Origin of the sequence: Paenibacillus sp. FSL H8-0317 (genome assembly GCF_045040685.1) — a bacterium.
Lineage (GTDB): Bacteria > Bacillota > Bacilli > Paenibacillales > Paenibacillaceae > Paenibacillus.
In genome coordinates this window covers 529944-552083 of sequence record NZ_CP150294.1, presented here as the reverse complement: position 1 = coordinate 552083, position 22140 = coordinate 529944, and the positions used below count along the sequence as shown (strand labels likewise).

Annotated in this window: 23 protein-coding genes and 1 riboswitch; of the genes, 6 read left to right on the top strand and 17 right to left on the bottom strand. The window is 46.4% G+C overall.

Features of this window, described 5'->3' with window-relative positions; genetic code table 11:
• Positions 1-178 precede the first annotated feature (178 nt).
• The 14 genes from MHB43_RS02780 to MHB43_RS02715 all read right to left on the bottom strand — a co-directional run bounded on the left by MHB43_RS02780 (position 179) and on the right by MHB43_RS02715 (position 12596).
• Complete coding sequence (locus MHB43_RS02780; protein WP_405131276.1) at positions 179-2452, bottom strand: bifunctional 2',3'-cyclic-nucleotide 2'-phosphodiesterase/3'-nucleotidase; 2274 nt, start codon at positions 2450-2452, stop codon at positions 179-181.
• A 477-nt stretch (positions 2453-2929) separates the two neighbouring features.
• Complete coding sequence (locus MHB43_RS02775) at positions 2930-3346, bottom strand: pyridoxamine 5'-phosphate oxidase family protein (RefSeq protein WP_074093246.1); 417 nt, start codon at positions 3344-3346, stop codon at positions 2930-2932.
• A gap of 648 nt (positions 3347-3994) precedes the next feature.
• A complete protein-coding gene (locus MHB43_RS02770; RefSeq protein WP_405131275.1) occupies positions 3995-4453 on the bottom strand; it encodes an NUDIX domain-containing protein in 459 nt (152 codons plus the stop codon).
• An 88-nt stretch (positions 4454-4541) separates the two neighbouring features.
• Positions 4542-5315, bottom strand: a complete 774-nt coding sequence (locus MHB43_RS02765) for a LamB/YcsF family protein (RefSeq protein WP_405131274.1) — start codon at positions 5313-5315, stop codon at positions 4542-4544.
• Complete coding sequence (locus tag MHB43_RS02760; protein ID WP_405131273.1) at positions 5315-6346, bottom strand: biotin-dependent carboxyltransferase family protein; 1032 nt, start codon at positions 6344-6346, stop codon at positions 5315-5317. Before MHB43_RS02760 ends, MHB43_RS02765 begins: the two co-directional genes overlap by 1 nt.
• Entirely contained in the window at positions 6343-7059 is a 717-nt protein-coding gene (gene pxpB, locus MHB43_RS02755) for a 5-oxoprolinase subunit PxpB (RefSeq protein ID WP_405131272.1), read from the bottom strand. Before pxpB ends, MHB43_RS02760 begins: the two co-directional genes overlap by 4 nt.
• 45 nt (positions 7060-7104) lie before the next feature.
• Entirely contained in the window at positions 7105-7938 is an 834-nt protein-coding gene (locus tag MHB43_RS02750) for a DUF2785 domain-containing protein (protein WP_405131271.1), read from the bottom strand.
• A 3-nt stretch (positions 7939-7941) separates the two neighbouring features.
• The gene (locus MHB43_RS02745; protein ID WP_405131270.1) at positions 7942-8532 is read right to left on the bottom strand and encodes a histidine phosphatase family protein; all 591 of its coding nucleotides are present in this window, start codon (positions 8530-8532) and stop codon (positions 7942-7944) included.
• Positions 8529-9119, bottom strand: a complete 591-nt coding sequence (locus MHB43_RS02740) for a DUF1572 family protein (RefSeq protein ID WP_405131269.1) — start codon at positions 9117-9119, stop codon at positions 8529-8531. Before MHB43_RS02740 ends, MHB43_RS02745 begins: the two co-directional genes overlap by 4 nt.
• Positions 9120-9187: 68 nt before the next feature.
• A complete protein-coding gene (locus MHB43_RS02735) occupies positions 9188-9517 on the bottom strand; it encodes a DUF952 domain-containing protein (protein WP_221823921.1) in 330 nt (109 codons plus the stop codon).
• Between the two features lie 51 nt (positions 9518-9568).
• Positions 9569-10126, bottom strand: coding sequence for a GNAT family N-acetyltransferase (locus MHB43_RS02730; RefSeq protein WP_339181468.1), 558 nt, complete (start codon positions 10124-10126; stop codon positions 9569-9571).
• A gap of 28 nt (positions 10127-10154) precedes the next feature.
• On the bottom strand, positions 10155-10562 hold the full coding sequence (locus MHB43_RS02725; RefSeq protein WP_339181465.1) for a DUF2809 domain-containing protein: 408 nt from the start codon (positions 10560-10562) through the stop codon (positions 10155-10157).
• 4 nt (positions 10563-10566) lie between these two features.
• Positions 10567-11118 (bottom strand): GrpB family protein, encoded by a 552-nt coding sequence (locus MHB43_RS02720; protein ID WP_405131268.1) that lies wholly within the window; start codon positions 11116-11118, stop codon positions 10567-10569.
• Positions 11119-11489: 371 nt separating this feature from the next.
• Positions 11490-12596, bottom strand: a complete 1107-nt coding sequence (locus MHB43_RS02715) for an Ig-like domain-containing protein (protein ID WP_405131267.1) — start codon at positions 12594-12596, stop codon at positions 11490-11492.
• A 179-nt stretch (positions 12597-12775) separates the two neighbouring features.
• On the opposite strand from MHB43_RS02715, the gene MHB43_RS02710 reads away from it, so the two are divergent.
• On the top strand, positions 12776-12979 hold the full coding sequence (locus tag MHB43_RS02710) for a hypothetical protein (protein WP_076253873.1): 204 nt from the start codon (positions 12776-12778) through the stop codon (positions 12977-12979).
• A gap of 16 nt (positions 12980-12995) precedes the next feature.
• Positions 12996-13613, top strand: a complete 618-nt coding sequence (locus MHB43_RS02705; protein ID WP_221823911.1) for a hypothetical protein — start codon at positions 12996-12998, stop codon at positions 13611-13613.
• A 64-nt stretch (positions 13614-13677) separates the two neighbouring features.
• Here the strand turns inward: MHB43_RS02705 and serS are convergent, their stop codons facing one another.
• Positions 13678-14976 (bottom strand): serine--tRNA ligase, encoded by a 1299-nt coding sequence (gene serS / locus MHB43_RS02700; RefSeq protein WP_405131266.1) that lies wholly within the window; start codon positions 14974-14976, stop codon positions 13678-13680.
• Between the two features lie 387 nt (positions 14977-15363).
• On the opposite strand from serS, the gene MHB43_RS02695 reads away from it, so the two are divergent.
• Entirely contained in the window at positions 15364-16599 is a 1236-nt protein-coding gene (locus tag MHB43_RS02695; RefSeq protein WP_405131265.1) for an MFS transporter, read from the top strand.
• Positions 16600-16970: 371 nt separating this feature from the next.
• On the opposite strand, the gene MHB43_RS02690 is transcribed toward MHB43_RS02695, so the two are convergent.
• Both MHB43_RS02690 and MHB43_RS02685 read right to left on the bottom strand, forming a co-directional pair.
• Positions 16971-17480: a hypothetical protein gene (locus MHB43_RS02690; RefSeq protein ID WP_405131264.1), complete on the bottom strand. Its 510-nt coding sequence runs from the start codon at positions 17478-17480 to the stop codon at positions 16971-16973.
• A 128-nt stretch (positions 17481-17608) separates the two neighbouring features.
• Positions 17609-19009 carry a phospholipase D-like domain-containing protein gene (locus MHB43_RS02685; RefSeq protein ID WP_405131263.1) on the bottom strand — a complete coding sequence of 467 codons (1401 nt, stop codon included), beginning with the start codon at positions 19007-19009 and terminating at the stop codon, positions 17609-17611.
• A 435-nt stretch (positions 19010-19444) separates the two neighbouring features.
• Positions 19445-19557, top strand: a riboswitch (TPP riboswitch).
• 221 nt (positions 19558-19778) lie between these two features.
• Between MHB43_RS02685 and MHB43_RS02680 the strand changes: the two genes are divergently transcribed.
• From MHB43_RS02680 to MHB43_RS02670, 3 genes are all read left to right on the top strand, one after another.
• Positions 19779-20819: an ABC transporter substrate-binding protein gene (locus tag MHB43_RS02680; RefSeq protein ID WP_339306587.1), complete on the top strand. Its 1041-nt coding sequence runs from the start codon at positions 19779-19781 to the stop codon at positions 20817-20819.
• Positions 20820-21080: 261 nt separating this feature from the next.
• Complete coding sequence (locus tag MHB43_RS02675) at positions 21081-21371, top strand: thiamine-binding protein (protein ID WP_017690996.1); 291 nt, start codon at positions 21081-21083, stop codon at positions 21369-21371.
• Positions 21371-22129, top strand: a complete 759-nt coding sequence (locus MHB43_RS02670; protein WP_405131262.1) for an ABC transporter permease — start codon at positions 21371-21373, stop codon at positions 22127-22129. The genes MHB43_RS02675 and MHB43_RS02670 overlap by 1 nt, the downstream gene beginning before the upstream one ends.
• The last annotated feature ends 11 nt before the right edge of the window (positions 22130-22140 follow it).

Sequence of the window (22140 nt, the reverse complement as noted above, 5' to 3'; positions counted from 1 at the left end):
AGATTTCACTTGTATATACCCAAAGTTTGTAAATATTATATCATGGGTCTTAAAATTAATCTCTACTGTTTTGATGACTTCCTGTATGACGGTTCTTGGAACAAATATATTCAAATTTGCAGAAAAAAAGACCGACAGTCTGATGACTGTCGGTCTTCTCCTCACCGCTTATTAAACTTTAAGAAGCGGGAATCACGATTTTCTGTCCAACTTTGAGGTTATGCACATCTGGAATTACGTTAAATGTAGCAATCTTGCGCCAGTCCACACCATATTTCAAACCGATGCGGTACAAGTTATCGCCTTTTTTCACCACATATACCACTTTGCCGCCCGCTGGTTTCTCAGGCTGTGGCTTGGTCGTTGGTTTGGTTGGAGTAGTCGGCTCCGTAGGTTTAGTTGGCTTTGTAGGCGTAGGAGCAGGCTCCGTACCTGGTTTCGGAGTTGTTGTTGCTTCTCCAGTCAATTTCATGCCGTATTCAGCAAAACCATCATCATTTGTACCAATGAAAGACATCGCCGGGTTTGCTTCAACCAGTTCTTTTGCATCCGGGGAAGAAGCAAACACAACTTCAAGATCGTTCAGCGCTGCTGCGGTTAACCCAGCAGATGGCTTAATTGGCGCCAGGGACCAGTTGCCGTCCGCTGCCGGATTAATCGTTTTATTCTCACGGATGTAGTCGATGATCACTTGACGGTTCTCATCCGGTGCAGCCAGAACGATACGTTTACCGTCCGGGTTAGCCAGCTTGGACGAAGAAGCACGGTAGTTATTCGTCGCTACAATGAATTTTTGCGCTGGGTCAATCGGTTTGCCATTAAAGCTCAGGTCCTTGATCCGGCTTGCGGATGCATTAACAATCGTAGCTTTGCTATCGTATTTGGCTGGTTGGGTCACATCAATCTGATACGTTACACCATCGATAACATCGAAGTTGTACGTGGGGAAGTCGTTGTTGATCAGTTGTTGTTGTCCACCTTTAGCCGGATCGATCTGGTTGAACTGGCCTGCAGACCATTCCAGCCATTCTTTCAGTTCTGCGCCGTTAACCATTACAGCATGTACCGTATTTGGATACACGTACAGGTCAGCAACGTTTTTGATCGCAATGGTGCCTTTAGGGATATTCGTGTAATACGAAGCGCCTGAACGTCCACCGGCTTTGAATGGTGCACCTGCGGACAATACAGGGATTTTCTCATATTCCGTACCTTGCATATGTTTTTCGACATACCATTTCTGTGCATTCGTTACGATCTGAATGGATGGATCATCCTGTACCAGAGCGAAGAAGCTGTTGATAGGTGCAGTCGTTTCGCCGACCGGGCCACGAACATACTCCAATGTACCTTCATGCTCTTCATGAACCGCATCAATGATGTCCTGATCCGCATCTACCAGTGGCTTTTTGTTGGCTGTGTCATAGATTGGGCGTGCTTCCGTTTTGGAATCGACCACTTTCCATTTGCCATCCACTTGTTCTAGATCCAGATCAATAATCCCCAGGTGATCCCCCCAGAATCCTGGCTCTACAGCAGGAACGCCATTGATTGTCCCTTTCTCAAGGTCTACCCCTTTTTTGCCGGCAAAATCAGCACTTGGGAATACTTTGTGAGCATGTCCAAACAGAATGGCATTAATGCCTTCTACCTGGCTCAGGTACAATACGGAGTTCTCCATCAGATCCGTTTGAGGGATATCCTCAAATCCGGAGTGAGGGATGGCTACAATAATGTCGGCACCTTCGGCTTTCATTTTGGGAATGAATTTTTTCGCGGTAGCAATAATATCCTTGGCGATTACTTTGCCTTCAAGGTTAGCGCTGTCCCACTGCATGATTTGTGGCGGTACAAATCCGATCACACCCACTTTGATCGTATGTTCTTTGCCCGTCTCATCCGTTACTTTTTTATCCAAAATCTCATACGGTGTGAAGTAATTCTTGTCATTTGTCTCATCATCATCACCATCGTCTACATAGACATTGGCATTAATGTAAGGGAAGTTTGCTCCCTCCAGCGTCATGTCCAGGAAGTCCAGACCATAGTTGAACTCATGGTTACCGATGTTACCTGCATCATAATCGAGCAGATTCATCGCTTTATATACAGGGTGAGTCTCACCCTTTTTCAGTGGATCAATCTTCGCAACATAGTCTCCCAGCGGGTTACCCTGAATCAGATCACCATTGTCAAACAGCAAGCTGTTCTTGGCTTCATCACGCGCTTTTTTGATCAGTGTGGCTGTTTTGGCGAGTCCATACTGGTCTGTCTCTTTGTCGGAATAATAGTCGTAGTTAATCAGATTGTCATGAATATCTGTTGTCTCCATGATCCGCAGTTTAACTTTGGCAGCATCTGCAGCCGATACAGGTACCGGAAACACCGCAAGCACGTTTAATGCAACCAAAGCGGCAGTCAGGCTTGATAATACTTTTTTACTCGTTTTCAAAATAACCCCTCCCGGTTATGTACATTGAATCATGCATTAATGGGCAAACGAAGAGCGCAGAAAAAAGATAGATTTCATGGGTTGTGCGTACTGACGCTCGGATGACATGCATCGGAATTTCAGGTAAGTTTATCTCACATGAACATCTATTTATGTCTGTGCTTGTCGTTTACATTCCAAATCATAACGCAATGTTCAGTCATTGAAAAGCATTATTTTTTACATTACCCGCACATACCTAGGCGAGTTTACATTATCATGCGTGATTTCGACATTTTTTTCAACATTTTAGTAGGTATATAGTGCTTATTATCTTCAAAATACGTATATTACATGTGTCTTACATGTATATCCAATTCATCGTTATTCATCCATGCCAAAAACCGTGAAACCTTAATGGCTTTCACGGTTGGATTAAACTCTGCGCGTATTTTCGCATAAGGACGCTACTTTGCAGAGGTTATGTTCATATTCGGATTATTGTTCCCACACATGATGTTCATGATCTTTCCCTGTATATTCGATACGAGTCGGGGTGATGTCCAGAATGACATAGTTCGGATCATTAGGTCCATCGAACCACGCCTTCAGTTCGTCGTTCCATACTTGTTCGCGCAAGCCTTCGTTCTTTGTCACTTCACAGGTTCCTTCAATCTCAACTACTTCCTTGGAACCACCAGCCTCATAACCAAGTAGCAGGCTAACATTCGGATTATTCTCCAGTTCCTCTACTTTGTGTGTGCGGCGGTTCGTTGCCAGATGAATGTTCAGTCCATCGTTGAAAAGCGCCATATAGCGGGATTTCGGTTTACCATTCTCCACAGTGGAGAAGCTGCAAAAAGGGTTGTTTTCCAATGCTTTTACAATGTTTTGTTCCAATTCAGTCTGGTTCATGGGAAGTGCTCCTTTCGGTTTGGGGGAATATTGGAAGGACTATGTAGAAGGCCGTTGCGGGTACGGATCGTTCTTTTGATCGCTGTTATCTCTCAATGATTGATCCTGATCTCTTCCTCGTATACATTGGATTAAAGACAATTTACACTGACACTACGATGACAGAATAACCTTCCAATCGCTGTTATCCCCAGATTTTTTTGATTCCCTTTTCTCAAGGGGAAAATCCGGTGATAAAGGCGACCGCTTCGCTTTTTCAGGTTTCTTCTGTCCTCTCCGTTATCGTGTAAATGTTTAATTCAATGGATATACAAGTGAAAATCCAGGATGCCAGCAGACACTTCGCTTCCTCAGAATCGATTCCGTCCCCTCCACTACGTCTACCGTTCTTCCAATTAAGGGTGAATAATAAAAAGTACAAGAGAAGTGTAGTTGTTACTATCTCTTTGTGTTTAATGACAGTTCATTAATCCCTTATTACTAGAGACAGCTTAATGCAAATGCTTTTGTAATATGCCTGTACTTATAGTGTACCCACCTCACCTATGGTGAATCCATGAACCGATACGCTAACGTGACAAAATTGGAAAAGTTCTTTATAAAAATGTTTACATAAAGGGGTTAGCACGATATTTCTTCTTGGCTGGTTTAATTCAGATCTCCCAGATAGATTGATGAAGCGCCTGATTTAAGAAGCAATTCGCCAATCGTTTTTGGATATAAACGAATCTGGGACAGCTCTTCAAGTGCAATCCATTCCACGGATACTTGGTGGTCGTCTGGATTGGAGCCTTCAAAAACGGTTGCCTCCGGATCTATTAGGCTGCACGCAAAATAAAATTCAACCTGGTGGATATCTGCATCCCACTCGGCGAATTCATGATTTTTACCGATATACTCCCGGATATGTAACAGCTCTCCCACGTTCACGGCCTGACCAATCTCCTCCAGACATTCGCGCGCGACCGCATCCCTGAGTTCTTCACCTTTCTCCTGTCCTCCACCTGGGAACACATAAGCGGTACCATATTGGTCTTCCAGCCGGATGACCAGCAATCGTCCATCCTGCACAATGACAGCCTTTGCCGAGTTGCGTATGGGTTTCATTCTGTTCATTCACTCCTTGTCATTCCAAAATTTCAAAGTTCAATTCGAACAACCTGATAAAACTACTGTTTTCTACTGAACAGGCATATCATCCCGTGGTATGCGGGGATAACTTAATGCCTTCCGATTCCAACACACGACGAATCTCTTGAGCAAATGCGAGAGCGTTTGCTCCGTCACCGTGGATACAGACCGTCTCTGCCTTGATGGGAACCAACGTACCATCCGTGGATACAACTACTCCATCTTTCACCATCCGAAGCACTTGAGCAATCGCTTGTCCCGATTCTTCAATGAGGGCCCCAGCTTGGCTGCGAGGGGTTAGCTTACCATCCGCCCCATAGGTTCGATCTGCAAACACCTCGCTCACACTGCGCAGACCGATGCGATCCGCGGCGTGAATCAACTCACTGCCCGCCAGACCATACAGATACAGTTCAGGCTGTACTTGAAAGATTGCCTCCACAATGGCTTCAGCAAGCTTCATATCTTCTGCGGCCATATTGTATAAAGCTCCATGCAGTTTTACGTGATGCATTCGCCCTCCACTTGCCCGGACAAAGGCATCCAGCGCACCGATCTGATACACCACCATGTCATATGCTTCCTGTGACGTAATGTCCATACGTCTTCTGCCAAACCCTTGCAAATCCGGCAACCCGGGGTGGGCTCCAATTGCCACCTGATGCTCCAATGCCCTCTCTACCGTCAGCCGCATTGTAGCCGGGTCTCCTGCATGAAATCCACAGGCAATATTGGCTGATGTAATCAAGGGTAGAATGGCCTCGTCCGATAGCGTGCGATATATACCATAACTTTCGCCCAGATCACAATTGATATCCAAGGTTTTCGAGGTATTCATTAAGCGCCCCCCATTCCTGCCATTCTTCTGCGTATCAGCTTATCTATGAGTTGCATATTGATTTCCTGTTCCATATACAACTGTCCGGCTTGATCATGCGTAATCTTTTTAAAAGAAATTTGGGTTCCTGGCCTAGCCTGAGCCAGGATTGGCATATCCACCCGAGCTACCTGTGCAATGACAGGATAACCTCCAATCGTCTGATGATCTGCCATCAAGATGATGGGCTGACCATCCGGTGGCACCTGCACCGTGCCATAGGTAACGGCTTCAGACAGCCGATCCAGGGGCTGATCCAGCTCCAGTCTGGAGCCTTGCAAGCGATAGCCCATCCGATCGGATTGTGGAGAAATCACGTATTTTTCCGCATAGAATTGTGCAAGACTCTCTTGGCTGAACAGCGAACTATCCTTGCTCTCCATCACACGAATAGCAGGTTGCCCATAATAGTCAGGTCTTTCACGTTCAGATAAAAACCACGCAGGCGCCAATATTCGGTGGCCCCGCTCACTCTGCTTTACCTGCTGCTCCATACGCTGCATCCAACCTTGCGCTTCACCAGAAGGTTCACCTAAGGATAACAGATCCCCCACGCGCAAGGCTCGGCCCTCCACACCGCCAAGACCTGTCTTGAAGTCTGTACTTCGACTGCCCATCACTTCAGGCACAGCTATTCCACCCGCAATCGCCAGATATCCACGCAAACCATGACAACATGGGCCAAATTTCAGTACACTTCCAGCCCGCACCAGCACAGGACGCCACAAAGGTACAGGCAGATGATCCACCGTTGCCATCAAATCAGCTCCACATAGTGATATAAGCTGGCTCTCCTGAAATCGAAGCTCCGGTCCCGTCATCGTCATCTCCAGCACTGCAGCATGTCGGGAGTTGCCCACAAGCATATTGGCTGCTCTGGCTGCAAAGGTGTCCATGACCCCGCCAGGATGAATACCATACCGGCGATAGCCGGTTCTGCCTTCATCCTGAACGGTAGATAACAGGCCAGGGCGAATCACTTCAATACTCATCGTTCGCCCTCCTCCCGCTTCAATGCCAGATACTCCTGCATCGTAATCTGTTCGAATCGAACCCGATCACCTGCTGCCAGCAGACTCGGTACGTTCTCTTCCGGCCGAAACAACCGGAGTGGCGTTCGTCCAATACATTGCCATCCTCCGGGTGTGTCCACCGGATAGATTCCCGTCTGTTTGCCACCAATTCCTACTGTACCCGCCTCAACCCGAAGCCTTGGCGTTGCACGTCTGGGCGTAGCAATCTGTGCAGACAACCCGCCGAGATACGGAAAACCCGGTGCGAATCCTATCATATGTACGAGATAATCCCCGGATGTATGAATCGCAATAACGTCCTCTGCGGTCAGTCCATGTTCACTGGCAACGTAGTCCAGATCAGGCCCCCACTCGCCACCATAACATACGGGAATCGTGACCGTTCTGGACTTGTCTTGTACGGATTCCTTCATTTGATTCAACTGCTGAAGCAGAATCCGGCATAACTCGGGGTACGGGGAGATGAACGGATCATAAAATACTGTAACGGACGTATATGAAGGCACCCATTCAATCATGGCTGGCAGAGTGCTTTTTTCCAGCAAAGCACATACAGACATCACTCTGCGCTGCACCGCGTCAGACAATTGATCACCGCAATGGATGATAACTGCTGCCTCACCCAGCGGAGATAAAATCTCCTCCGTCCATGCATACGTCTGTTTGGTCATGCGCCATCTCCTCCTTTTCCCCACATCCATATATCTAGTATCCCGTTACTTTTCTCTCTCCAATGCCTGCAATACCAGTGAACGAACCGCCGGAAACGGCTCATCTTCCTCTGTACGTATCGCAAGATACAGTGTCTGCAAAAATAGACGCACATTCAGGTTCCTATGACTGGTTTCCAGAAGTGATTTGTTCACCGCCTGGTCTCCTTGATGGAGGGAATCGATCCACGCCGTAATATCCTTGGGCTCCAACAGATTGCGACGCAGAATGGTAATCACAGCATGCGCTATTCGCTGATCTTCATCATGGATGTAAACCACACTTGATTCCGTTATTTTTACAGCGAGTGCATGCAGAAGTTCCAGCAGATCTGTTCGCTCCAGATATGGCGATTGTGCCAAGTCTTCAACCGCATCCGCCGCATGTGCGGGGGCATGTGCCCAGCCCTTGTTATCGGCGTAGCCGCGAACATCTTTTTCACGTTCCAGATATGTAGTCAACCGATGATGAATCCCTGCGATATCCTCTTTGTCCAGGAAAGGTCGCTGACGATCCACATTCAGAATTGGAGGCAGTAATAATACGGAGAACGTCCGCGTAAACACACTATCCGTTCCCTGCTCTCCGATCCCATAGAACAGGTGCTGATCGTCCAGCGCCAACTGTAACACATGCCTTAGCTGCTCATCCGAAAATACACCCTGTCCAATCCAGGTTGCAAACGTAACATAGATCAATTCATCCCGCAGGACAGGGTCAGTACTGCCAATATGCTTCATCATATGCAGTGACAATTCGTAAGGCTGTTTCTCGTGATCAATGGAATGATTAGACGACTGAATATGATGTAATTTTTGTTTTAACGTCAGAGCATCCATCTATTAAGACTCCTTAGGCGAATCCAAATGCACGCTGCAATTGTACAGCTCGCATTGCCACGTATCATCTTTCTTGGCAATCCGGGTAATGGATGTGTTGGACAGCTTCACGCTGATATCCAGTTCAGGCACCAGACCTCGCAGTGTATTCCGTAGAACGGCTCCGTGACTGACAACGATCACTCTTCCATCGGGGTGCTGCTGTACAATATCTTCAAGCACCGCACTGCCTCGAACAGTCCCTGCATCTGCAAGCTCACGTCCCAGATCGAGAGTACTCCAGTCCGCTCCCCACTTGGCTAACCGTTCCTCTTCCGTTGTTCCTTCGACCTGTCCTCCGCCCATCTCGCGAAGTCTAGAGTCCAGATGAATCTCCTGGATGCCCAATCGATCACCAATGATGCGAGCCGTCTCACTTGCACGTTCCAAGTCACTTGCATAGATGGCATCCCAGGATTCTTCGGCCAGTCTCGCAGCAAGTAATACCGCCTGTTCCCTGCCATCCTGATCCAGCGGATTATCCGTCTGACCCTGCGAACGTTTTTCCTTATTCCACGCTGTGCTTCCATGGCGAATCAATGCAATTTGAGTCATTGTTGTTCCTCACCTTTTTCTATATGAAGTTCATCTTCTGTAAAATGTTTGCGTGCCTTCGGTTTGGCAAATTTGCCGCCGTTATATTGATCTGACCCATTTCTCGGAATCGAGAGACTGTCCCAGGCTGTTTCTTTAAGCATTTTCGCTGCAAATACAATCTGCCCGACATGATACGGATAATGCGCCAATTGCCGAATAATGGCCTCCATGACGGTATGACCTTCATTCCGAATATATATGATATGAGACAATTGTTCCGGGGTAAATGAACGAATGGATTCGAGTAGACAATTCCAGCCTTCCTCCCATTTGGAGAGCAACTCTTCCCGGGAAGAAATATCATTCACGAATTCGGCATCCCGCTCACGCCATGGTTTCTCACCATCTGTTGTCAGTACATCCGTCCAACGGGACAGCATATTGCCCCATGGATGTTTTACGATTACCGCAATGCTGTTCGCGTCTTCATTCCAGGATTGAAACAATTGCTCGAACTCCAGTTGTGCCATGGCTTTTTCCCCGAGCTGCTTGTAATACAAGAATTGCTTCTCCGCTGTCTCCAGAAAAACTTGATTCATATCCATCCGTTAACCACCCTTCGGAAAAGCATGTTGTCCATGGATCATGTTCAAACAGAAGCGTCACATGTTATTTATTCAGGAAATGAGAATGTGCCGTCTGCATTCGGTTCAAATGGAATGGCTTTACGAACCGCATCCAGATTGAGTTCTCCATAGATATGTGGAAATAGTTCATTCAATTCATAGAGATCCTCATATACCAGTTCCGGCTTTAACGCCTTCTCATCAATACTGAGTAATAACAGATCCGTGCGGCCTGCATAATATTGTCCGGCTACCCATGGGATCTGTTCCTTGGTGGAGCAATGAATGAATCCGTCCGTCTCCAGGCTATCTGGTGCATACTCACTCCCCTTTGACACTTGCTCCCACAACGAACGGGAAATAATACTATAGATCATGGTTCCGCCTCCTTCAATTTCTGCGATGTACCCTATGTGTCATTGGAAGTATTATAGATCATCCCGGATACGGGAGTACAATTTTTGATCCGTAAATACACCTTTGATCTTCAACTGTTTGCGTAGCAAACCTTCGTACGACATGCCCAGCTTCTCCATTACGCGTGCAGAGCCTATGTTGCCTGCATTACATTTCCCTTCCAGCCGATTGCAGTCCAGTTCCCCAAAGCAATAATTCACGATGGGTTGCATCGCTTCTGCTGCGAGGCCCTTACCCCATTGACTACTGGCTATCGCGTACCCTAATTCGGCACTCTGCATGGGTTCGTTGAGATGAAAGACGCCACCCCTGCCGATCAAGGTCCCTGTTTCCTTCAAAATAAAAGCCCAGATATGTACCGTTTTCTGTTCATAATTATCCAGTACCCGCTGAATATATTGAATTGAATCCTCCAACGTCTCATGGCATTTCCACAAGCTTTGCTGACTCACTCGCGGATCAGAGGCAAATGCATAATATTCATCGAGATCATCCATCGCAAGCCGCCTCAGCTTTAACCGCTGTGTTTCGAATTCGGGCGATTCGTCAAAAAGTTTTTCTACATTCATACAGCACCCCTCCATGATTCACTTGAGTTCATGATCCAGCCATCTTATTTCTCAGGAAATAACGATCTATCACAACCATGCACAGAATACCGACCGTATATCGAATCAGATCAATTACCAGAAAACCATGTCCCAAAATAAGAGCACCTAATACGGTTGAACGTATCTCAATCAGCCAAGGCGTCTGAATCAACTGTGAGAACTCAATCATCCAGCTGAATACACAGCTCAAACACATCGCCCATACCAAGCTGCGATGAGGCCACACCATGCGTACTCCGAAATAAATCATGCCCGCCCAACATGCATCCCCGAAATGTTCATGCACCCAACCCGGCAATCGTTCACGAAAGTGTCTGGATGCGAGTCCTGCCGCCATGGTCATCATGACTGCGAAGAAATAGATCAGCCTGTCTTTGATAATTACGCTTTTCAATCAATCACACGCCTTCATCAAGCACTTGTAAAATAAATTGCGTTTTGGCAGCGGTATACGATTCCCTATCTTCCTTGTTCTCATCAGCAAGCTTTGTCTTCAGGACGGCGTAAGCTTCCACCAGATCTGGTCGTCTTCTCAGCACATCCCGAAACCGAATTTGACGATCCCAGCGTTCTTCTCCCAGGCGCATAAGATGAAGGTGTACAGCTCTCTTGCCATCCTTAACCCTGACCCAGAATCGTCTGTACTCCCGTCCATCCAATTCAGGCGGAACATAGTTCCAGCCTAACGGATTCAGCTGATCCGCAATCAGATTCATGTCGTCCCATGACTGTACCTCTGCCATCAGATCAATAATGGGTTTGGCGGGTAACCCGGGAATGGACGTGCTTCCGATATGTTCGAATGAATGGATATTATACTGCTGTAGAAGACGTTTGAGTTGCTTGATTTCTTCCTGAGCCTGTGCGTCCCAATTGGGGTTGGCCGGAGCAATCTCTACCGACTCTGTCGCCCAGGCAGGCCAGTTCTCTGGTTGCATTGAATCTTTCATTCAGGTACCTCCTCTTCACCATTACATTTTAAATGGTAACCTTCTCTGTATTTTTCATAGGTGCTTTGCTTCATGCGCTCAATCGTAGTGCTCCGTTGAAATGTAAGTGTGGAACTTAGGGATAAAAGAAGATATTTCAGGTAAGTCAGATCACTAGAGTTAGCGTCTGAGCTTATAATCGAAGCTTTCATATTCATCCAATCCCCTTATATAGTTGTTAAAGCAGAAGGCATTTCAGATACATATTTCTATATATCCAAAAAAGGAGCGTATGTCTACGCCCCTTGGTTGTCTGTTACCTTGATGATTTTAACGTGTCATGTACTGAAACTAATTTTTGATTCATGCAAGATGCTTCATTATATGAAGATTTATTTTACCGTAACAGGGATCGTCACTTTTTTGTTGCCCCACTTGGCCGTGATGGACGTTTTCCCTTTGCCTACAGCCACGATTTTGCCATTTGTTACTGTCGCTACGCCCGGCTTTGTGCTGCTCCACACCGCGCTGTTCGTCACAACAGTGGTTTTACCCGTATCATACTGGGCCATCACACTCAGCGTTGTACTTCCCTGTGGGGACAAAACCAGTTTTTTCTGGCCAGTAATCAGCTTTTTGAGCAAAGGTACAACGGTAACCTCTGCCTTTATTGTCTGATTTTGATAAGTTCCTGTCAAGGTGGCTTGTCCCTCGGTCAGCGTCTTAACGGCTCCATTTTTCACGATAGCTACATTTGTGTTGGAAGAGGTCCATATCACTTGTTTCGAAAGGTTAATGGTTTTGCCATTCGCGTAGGTGCCGATGACCTTCAACGCCTTGGACTTCTTGATGTTCAGCTGCATTGTGGCAGGAGTGACCTCAACTTTGGTAATCTCGTCCGTCACAGCAACCGGGACTTTCACAATCGTTGATCCATACTTGCCTTGCAGCAATACTCTGCCGGGCGTAACACCTTTGATTTTACCGTTTTCCAGGACAGCCGAAGAAGTGGATACGGACCACACAATCTCAGACGTCACATCCTCTTCCTTACCATTCGCACGTGTAATGCTTACTTTCGGAAGGGTGCTTTCACTGCCTTTAACAAAACTGTAGGATTTCGGTGAAGCTTTGATGCTTTTGATCTTCTCCTGCACTTGCACAACCAATTGGGCTTTAGCCCCGTCTACTTCTGCAAAAATCGTTGCTTCGCCCGCGGCCACAGCCTTGACTTTGCCTTTCACCATCGTCGCGACTGCTGCATTACTGGTGGACCAAGTCACGCCTTGGGTAACATCCTGCTTGTTATCAAAACCTTCTACCGTTGCCATCACCTGAAGCACAGCTGTTTCGGAGACACTCATTTTCTGCGGGCTGTTATTGGTTATTTCAATCGATGTCACATCTCCGGTAGCCGCCAAAGCCAACGAAGGGACCAGTACGGTCAATGCAATCATTAGAGCAAGTGTGCCTCGAAGCGCCAGTTTGATTCTATTCATTTCAATATCCATCTCCCATAATCCAATATTTTACTTCTATTATATTATATCGGATACGAATTGCATAAAGTTGAATAACATAAGTGGGAGTCTTGGAACAATTCATGATTTTCATTGTATAATATGGGAAGGTCGCGTAATACTGTTTTAATAAACCTAAAAAATGGGGTGGGATATGTATGATCGAAAAGAATTTGCTTGATATGGTTTCACCTAAAAATAACCGTAAACGTATGAAAGCTATCGTCACTTCGACATCCACCAAGATTCGTCCTGAAGACGAAATGGTTCTATTGATGAAAACAGCCCGCAATCGTTTCAAAAAAGCCCTTGAATCTGGACAAATTGAAATCATTAACGAGCGTGAATGGAAGCTGCGTTAAAGAATATAGGTGAACCATGGAACGTATTCAAACACCAGAAATGCAGGAAAGAATTAAATGGGCTAAACAAAAATTGAAGGAACTTGCAGCTGATGTGACCAAAAGTGATTTAAAAGAGTTCTATGTGATGGGTATTATTACTCCTATTCTTGATGAATTAGATGCAGATCCAGCCATTATTGTTGGAGGACATGCTGTTGAACTATACACTTCTGGAAGTTACAAGACAGCTGATGTTGATCTGGTCATGATTAGAGATGATTTGGCCCGAAGTTTATTTGATCATCTGGGTTTCGTTCACGAAGGAAGACATTATTATGTCTCCGAAATGGACATCCCTATCGAAATACCTTCTGATACACTGGAAGGTTCAAAAGACAAGATTATCAAATTATTAACACCTGAAGGCTACTGTTACGTAATTGGAATAGACGACCTTATTTTAGATCGATTGAGAGCCTCCGAGTACTGGACAGATGCCCGAAGCTTGGAGTGGGCACGTTACCTGATTTACAGTCAATTTGATACGATTGATTTAACATACATGAGAAAAGTTGCAGCCGAAGAAGATCCCAAATTGGCAGTTCGACTTGAACAAGAGTACCAATGGGTAACAGATCATATGTTTAATTAGAAGGACCCCCTGTCAAGGGGTTCCTTTGCTAATTCTTCACTTCCTAGAGCGTTACCTAACCTCTCTACTTCACTTCATCCTGCTCTGGCAAAATCAAGCTCTCGGCCCCGCCCATATAGGGCCGCAGGGCTGCCGGAATGTGAATGCTTCCATCCTCCTGCTGATGATTCTCAAGCAACGGAATCAGGATACGCGGCGATGCCACCGCCGTATTATTCAGCGTGTGACAATAGGCCAACTTGCCTTCGGCATCCATGCACCGAATATTCGAACGGCGAGCTTGAAAATCATGCAGGTTCGACGACGAATGGGTTTCTCCATATGCACCGCGACTTGGCATCCAGGTCTCGATGTCATATTGTTTATACGTTTTCTGCGACATATCTCCGGTACATACAGCGACAACACGATACGGCAGTTCCAGTAATTGCAGCAATTCTTCGGCGTGTCCTGTAATCTCTTGCAGCATGCGTTCCGATTCTTCCGCCTCAGGAGCACAGAGAATGACCTGCTCAACTTTGGCAAATTGGTGCACACGGTATAATCCGCGTACATCCCGTCCGCCGGAGCCAACTTCACTGCGGAAACACGTCGATACCGCGGCCAGCTTCACAGGCTCTTGAACATCAACAATCTCATCCGCATAATACGAGACCAGCGGCACTTCAGAAGTTCCCACCAGCCACTTGTTCTCCCCTTCAAGTTCATAGACCTGATCTCGACCGGTTGGGAAGAATCCGGTGTTCACCAGTGCATCCTCCCTGACCATCAGAGGTACCTCCATCGGTGTAAACCCATGCTTCAGCAACAGATCCAGCGCAAGTTGCTGTACTGCCCGATGTAATAACAAGCCAGCTCCTTTTAATACATAACTTCGTGTACCGCCAATCTTAACTCCACGAGGAATATCGATGAGATCATGCAACTCCCCAAGTTCCACGTGATCTTTGGTGTTATACTCGAACGTTGGCACCTCTCCCACACGTCGCAGTTCTACATTATCTGCATCCGACGAGCCATTGGGGGTATCCGGTGATACGATATTGGGTACCAGCCATTGCAGCTTGGTTACTTCCTCCTGCACAGGGGCAAGCTTCGCTTCCACCTGTTCCAACTGTTCATTGATCTGTTTCACCTGAGCCCGCAATCCTTCAGCCTGTTCCCGATTCCCGGCTTGCATTAGCTTGCCAATATCAGCAGATAACGTATTGCGCAACCTGCGACCTTCTTCAATTTCCTGCAAAAGTGCTCTACGTTCTTCATCCCGCTCTAACAATGTGCGAATGTTGATCTTGATTTTTTTTCCGTCTGCTGCGGTCTGAACCTCTTCTGCATGTGCCCGAATCCATTTCATTTCCAACATGGTCACCGTCTCCTTTGGCTGTAAAAATACAAAGAGCGCCCTCATCCCTTGGGACGAGGAGCGCTCTGCTCGCGGTGCCACCCAACTTGCTGAATCAGGATATCCTGCTTCCAGCCTCTTGGTCCGCGATAACGGGCGGTTCCGGTTAACTTGGGGAAATATCGCTCCCCTGGCGAAAACGCCTCCGAGTTGGATGCTCTTCAACGGCATGGTCCGATCTGTAATTGTTGGTCTCAGTATATACGAACGCCGGACCTAATTGCAACCTTCTGTATCGATCAGGAATTCATGGCACAACTTAACATGTCCTGTTATGATAGACTTTGTCTTCAAGATTGCGCTTTATTGTGATCCTCAATTTATGTAGATAAGTAGAAGGAGTTCTTTATGAAAAAATTACTTTGGATCGGATGTCTATCCTATTTCCTGATTGGACTTGCCCACGTTGTGCTCGGTTCCATTCTGCCGGTTGCACTTGAACATTATGGCAAAGATTATAGCCAAGGCGGAACGCTGATCTTTGCTCAATTTGCCGGATTCCTGGGTGGTGTATTGTTATCTCCATGGCTGAACAGACGCTTTGGTAAACGGGGAGGCCTGTTAATCGCCACAGCGTTGCTCTGTATTGCAGAATTATCCTATATGCTGCTGCCATCATGGGGCTGGATGTTCGTCATTGCACCCGCTGCCGGCTTTGGATTCGGAATGGTTGAAGCTGTTATTGGCACCATTATCATTGCGGCAATCAAAGACAATACAGCCGTTGCCATGAGTCGACTGGAAGTGTTATTCGGAATCGGGGCGATGGTCATGCCGCTCGTTGCCAGCGGTCTCATTGCTGCCGGATACTGGCGTCTCTCCTTTCTCGTTGTTGCGATCTGCGCAGCGCTGACCTTTGTTTTCTGGGCAAAAGGATCATTCGGTGAACTCGATAAGTTTCTGGAGCGACAGAGTTCAAATCATGCTTCCGTAAATACGCACTCTGCTGGAACATCGGGTGAGATGCATCCCGCATCTGCAAGTACATCCAGTCCAACCTATCGTGGCCGTAACAGGACTCTTCTGGTATTATTCGTCCTGTTCTTCTTCCTCTATGTTGGCACAGAAATGAGTCTTGCGAACTTCATGCCGGCGATCCTGATTGAGAAAATGAACATGAAGGAAGCCGGAGCAGCGCTTAGTGTCACCTGTTTCTGGATTGCCATGTCCGTGGGACGACTCTTCGCCGGATATATCGCAGAGAAATTCCAATACCGCGTCTATGTTCTGTACAGTTGTCTTGCATCTGTTCTTTTGTTAATGGCATTTCCATTTACAAACCAAATCTGGTCTGCGTTTCTCATCATCTTGCTGCTTGGGCTTGCGATGTCAGGCATTTTCTCCATTGCCCTTGTCTTCGCCAGTAAACTGCTGCCCGGAACAGAAGAATCCACACCCAGTATTTTGATTGCCTCAGGTGGAGTTGGCGGTGCCATTCTGCCTTTGACTACGGGATGGAGTCTTGATCATCTGGCGGTTAATCAGTCTGCATGGATGCTTGCCATCTTTGCAGTTGGCCTGCTTGTCATTAGCGTAATCACGTATCAATGGCAGAACAAACATATAGCGAATTCTGCGACTTAACAGTTCTGTGTTGATCCAGTCCTGAGGATTAGAAATACCTATTAAAAAAATCGAGATGTCTACTGTCATGACCTGACGGTGGACATTTTTTTGTAGCGTTACTCTGTTCTAACAAATCTAACACACGTTATTATAGATAATTATCTCAAATTCAAGGTCTCGTTGCAGTTTTTTAGCATAATAACGCCGCTGAGATTCGTTAGATTTTTTATTCCCTAAAAACTGGCCTAATAAGATGTTCTCGATTCGTTAGCGCTGTAATCATGGCGGCAAGTGCCCCATCTTTGCCTCTGATCACCTTAAATCAAGGGAAAGAATTCGCTCTATTCATTTGCACAAGATTGCCCAGGAAATACTTATGGCCAACCGAATCAAACACTTTTGTTAACGACAGGCACTACAGGGCCATTGCCTTTGATGAATTTACCGAATACATATCGGACGAGGGGTCCCAAAATGATCAATTGATATGGCAGCGCCAGGCTGAAGTTACGAGCAATGGTATGGAGATACGTACGGAATACGGATGACCCACTTAATTGATCAGCGAGATATGCTGAAACCATCCCATACAAGGACATGATCAGAACCATGCCAATCACCATAAAAAATGACATGGCGAGTACACCCAGAATTTTGTTGGACTTGTCAAAGGGTAAGGAAAAAGCAATCTTTCTCGCTATAGGTCCGACAATGAAGGACTCTACCACAAACGCGATGACAAAACATAATATGAATTGAAGCAGTATCTCAAGCGGGGACATCTTACCGAGTAACCCACTATGCCATAAATTGAATGTCATCATGACGACAACCATTCCTGTACACATCATTAATCCGAAAATAATTTGTTCCTTCTTGCTTGTTGGCAATTCTCTCATCCTCTCTGTTTACCTTCGTAATTATAGAGATGAGGAAACCCTCCACATAAGTGAACATTCTGTGAACAAATCTGATTTTTCCAAATTAAAATTTATGGAAGTAGCTATATCTAATAGCTGGTTCTTTCCTACAACAGAAATCTCCAGAGAAAAGACAGTTTGGATAAAGCTGTGATTGCCATTCGTTTGAAAACAGAGCCTTTCTGATTCGTAGATTCTGCTAGTTGCTCACCTTTATTCACACGTGTACTAAGTGTACGTTTGATATCCATAGCCCCTGTTAGTTCGTTGGCGAATGCAGAACCAGAAATGACCACAGCAGATTCGGTATTTAGAAAGGCGGATCTGGGATCAAGGTTATACGAACCAACCATGCTGAGGTAATCATCCATGACAAATGATTTGCCGTGTATGGAATAAGGGCCTTGGTATTCATAAATGGCCAGATTGGTATCAAGCAACCGTTTCTTAGAGCTTAAGTATCCCGCGAAAGCCAAAGGGTTAGGGGTCTGCTGGATTGAATTGGTTAACATGACCCATTCTGCTTTTGGATTCATCGACAGATGTACGGCTTTCTTCATTTTCTTGGTAGGAATGGCATATGGCGTCTGAAGGTACACTTTCGACTTTGCTTGATTGGCGAAATGAACAAATGCTCTCCACATGGTCGGGTCTTTATACAGCCTCTGGATTGGATTGTGAATGAAAGCGACGTGGTCGGAACGAAGAGCCCCTTGAGCCCATTCCTTCGGCAACACTTTAACAAAAGGATCGCTCTCAGCCTGAGCTTTTTTATATAACTCAGCCAGCTGAGCCAGCTCTTGTAACCCCTTTGTATGATGCTGACGTTTGGCATGTTTTTCTGGTTTGGTGAATGGATGTTCCCATAACCGATCTATATATTTTTTCATTTCAACAACCGTGCTGTTTTTATTATGGTTTGGATTGTAAACAAGGACATCCCGATCGAATACATAGTCTTTTTTGGGTTGCAATGCCATGTATCTATCACCAATATTTTGGCCGCCAATGATGCCATATGTGTTGTCGACAAGAAAGATCTTGTCATGCAGACGGTTATGCCATGTCCATGGCATAACTATGTTGAGTGGTTCATAATACCTTAACTCCACATTGGGGTGAGCTGCAATGGCATCTGGAATATCACGCAATTCTCCGCGCATGTTGTGAAAAATCCCGTCTAAAATGATTCGAACATGAACACCCCGATCAGCCGCATCGAATAAAGCAGCAAAAAAGAGTTGAGATGTTTTTCCTTTTTGGATGGAGTAATAAGCCAGGTCGATGCTTGTTTTCGCCTCTCGAATGGTCTGGATTCTCACCTGACCGGATTGAAAGCCGTCCTCCAAGAGCAGTACGCGATCTGTCGTACTTCCTGCTGTTAACAATTTTTGCATATCCGTATTTTCAATAGTAGATGGAGACGGAACCAAAAATAAAAGGTAAGCTGTGAAAAAAACGTAGACACAATAGGACAGAATAATTGCGAATATGGTTTTAAGGATCATTCAGTACGCCCCCATTTTTATGTAAAAAGTAATTATTTGTATAGCAGTACTATCTCCTTTTGTATCTAAATTATGTTGTTTAAATGAAGCTAGCGTCTCCGGGCAAGGTCAAACGATCAAAAGCTGATCGCTGAAATAGGGAAAGCAGCCCTGATGCGACGAGATATCAAACATCGGATTTGATCCAAGTATTTGTGGGGAGCCTTCCAGATCTTCAGCACTTAGGCTATGGCCCACTATCCGATGCTTTTGCACTCAGCCAGATTGCCTTATATGATTCGCCACGATAATTATTGAAAATAACACATCTAAACAGGCTGATATACATATGTATAACGACCTGTTTGATAAGTTCATACGTGTCCCCATCCAGTTCCTGACTGGACACGTTCCACCCGCTGGCCTATAATTACACCTAGTAATGCCCGTAACTTCATAGTTTCCCAGGGGAGTCGGAATTGGCCGGCTGAGAGTGTATCCCACCAAGATACTAACCCTTAGACCTGATCTGGATCATGCCAGCGTAGGAATCGGAGTATATCGAAATGGCACAGCCCTATGGCTGAACGCCACCTCTCTAACGCCTGCACGCGTCCCGGAATACGGGGCGCTTTTTTAATGTTCTTTTATATAGCCAGAGAGCTAAAAAAAGTGACGTTATCCAGATCTCAACTGGTATAAATCTGTCGATTTATGCAAGATGATTGGATATGAAGCCAAGGAGTACCCCGTGCCAATCGGCCGGACATACCGAAGGAGAGAACCACAAATGAAATGGCGTAAAACGATGGGATTGTTGCTCTTATGCGTGCTTATGGTGACTGTAGCCGCATGTGGTGGCAAAGAAGCTGCCCCAGCTGGGCAGAACGGCAACACAAATACGGAAAGCAGCAACGAAGGTGACACTGCCGCCCTCAAAGATATTAAAGTGGTGCTCGATTGGACACCAAATACGAATCATACCGGCCTGTATGCGGCTGTAGATCAAGGTTTTTACAAGGCCGAAGGCTTGAACGTGGAGATTGTACAACCAGGTGCCGGTGGCGCAGATACGATGGTTGCCTCCAATGAAGTGCCTTTTGGCGTAAGTTATCAGGAGAGTGTAACTCAAGCCCGCACACAGGGTGTTCCATTGGTCTCCATCGCAGCAGTTATTCAGCATAATACATCCGGGTTCGCTGCTCCGGCGGATCGGAATATCAAATCACCGAAAGATTTTGAAGGTAAAACCTATGGCGGTTGGGGTTCCCCTGTGGAAGAAGCCGTGATGCAATCCATTATGGAAGGCGACGGAGCCGATGTATCGAAAGTGAAAAACATTAACATGGGTGATGCCGACTTTTTCACCGCAGTGAAACGGGACATTGATTTCGCGTGGATTTTCTACGCTTGGACAGGTATTGAAGCCGAACTGCGCGGGGAACCGATCGACATGTTATATGTAAAGGATTATTCAGAAGCACTAGATTACTACACACCTGTCCTCGTAACGAACGAGCAGACGATCCAAAACGATCCTGAGCTGGTGAAAGCATTCTTGAAAGCCACTTCCGAAGGGTATCAATATGCGATTGATCATCCCGAAGACGCAGCCAACATTCTGATCAAGGCCGTACCGGATCTGGACAAGGAATTGGTACTGGCAAGCCAGAAGTGGCTCAGTCCGAAGTACACGGATGACGCCCCTCGCTGGGGGGAACAGAAACAGGAAGTGTGGCAGAACTACACCGACTGGATGTTTAGCAAAAAACTGCTGGATGAACAGATCGATGTGAGCAAGGCATATACAAACGAGTTTTTACCCCAATAAAATTTCTCATATAAAACGAACTTAATATTTACACGAGGACGGAGAGGACAGAAATAACGTGAAAAAGCGAAGCGGTCGCCTAAAAGCTTTCTGAAAGAAAGCTTCATCGGAAGCATACGCTATCACCGGATTTTCCCTTTAGAGAAAGGGAATCAAAAAATCTGGGGATAACAGCGATTGGAAGGTTATTCTGTCATCGAAGTGCTAAGTGTAACAGTTATTAGTTCATTTTATATATCACGAAAGGAGCCGTGATCTCTCATGGCAAGCACATTACTTAGCATTCAGGTTATTCCGAAAACGCCAAATGGCGAGAACTCTTATCCTTACGTAGATCGCGCCATTGAAGTTATTCAGCAATCCGGCCTGAAATATCAGGTGAACGCACTCGACACCACGATGGAGGGGGAACTGGAGGAACTGCTGGAGGTTGTCCGCAAGATGCACGAGGTACTCGTGGAGGCTGGCAGCCCAAGCATCATCTCCCAGATCAAAATCGCCCATAGCCCTACTGGCTTCAGCATGGATACCCTGACGGAGAAGTATCGCTAATGCATGCCTATTTCAAAAGTGTATGGCCGCCCATTGTGGCGGTTATTCTCTTTATAGCGATATGGCAGGGAGCCGTCTCCCTCTTCCATATTGAGAAATGGATGCTGCCTGCACCGTCCGATATCGCCCGCGAAGCAGCAACTCAGGCCGAACGGCTTGGCATGCACGCTTCCGCAACCATTCAGTTAACGCTTATCGGATTCGCCGCTGGAACAGCGGTTGGATTACTGATTGCGATGGTGCTGCATTTGGTCCCTTTTCTCAAGTCAGCCCTGTACCCTCTACTTATTCTTAGTCAAAATATCCCGACCATCGCGCTCGCGCCGCTCCTGTTAATCTGGTTCGGATTCGGACTGTTGCCCAAGCTGATTACCATCATCCTGGTCTGTTTCTTCCCCGTCGCAGTGGCGGCCATGGACGGCTTGACCCGTACAGATGCAGCGATGATGAACTATATGCGCATGGCTGGTGCGAAACGTCATCATATCTTCTGGAAGCTGGAGCTTCCCCATGCGCTGCCATCCGTGTTCTCCGGTGTCAAAATCGCCGCTACCTATAGTGTGATGGGAGCCATCATCGCCGAATGGATTGGCGCAGACAAGGGTATTGGTTATTATATGATGCTGCAAAAGTCAGCTTATCGCACCGATCGTTTATTCGTGGCGATTATGATTATTGTCGCGCTCAGCTTGCTGCTCTTCCTGCTCATTGCACTGCTGGAGAGGCTGCTCGTGCGCTGGCGGCCACAGAAGCGGTAGTAAAGCATGTA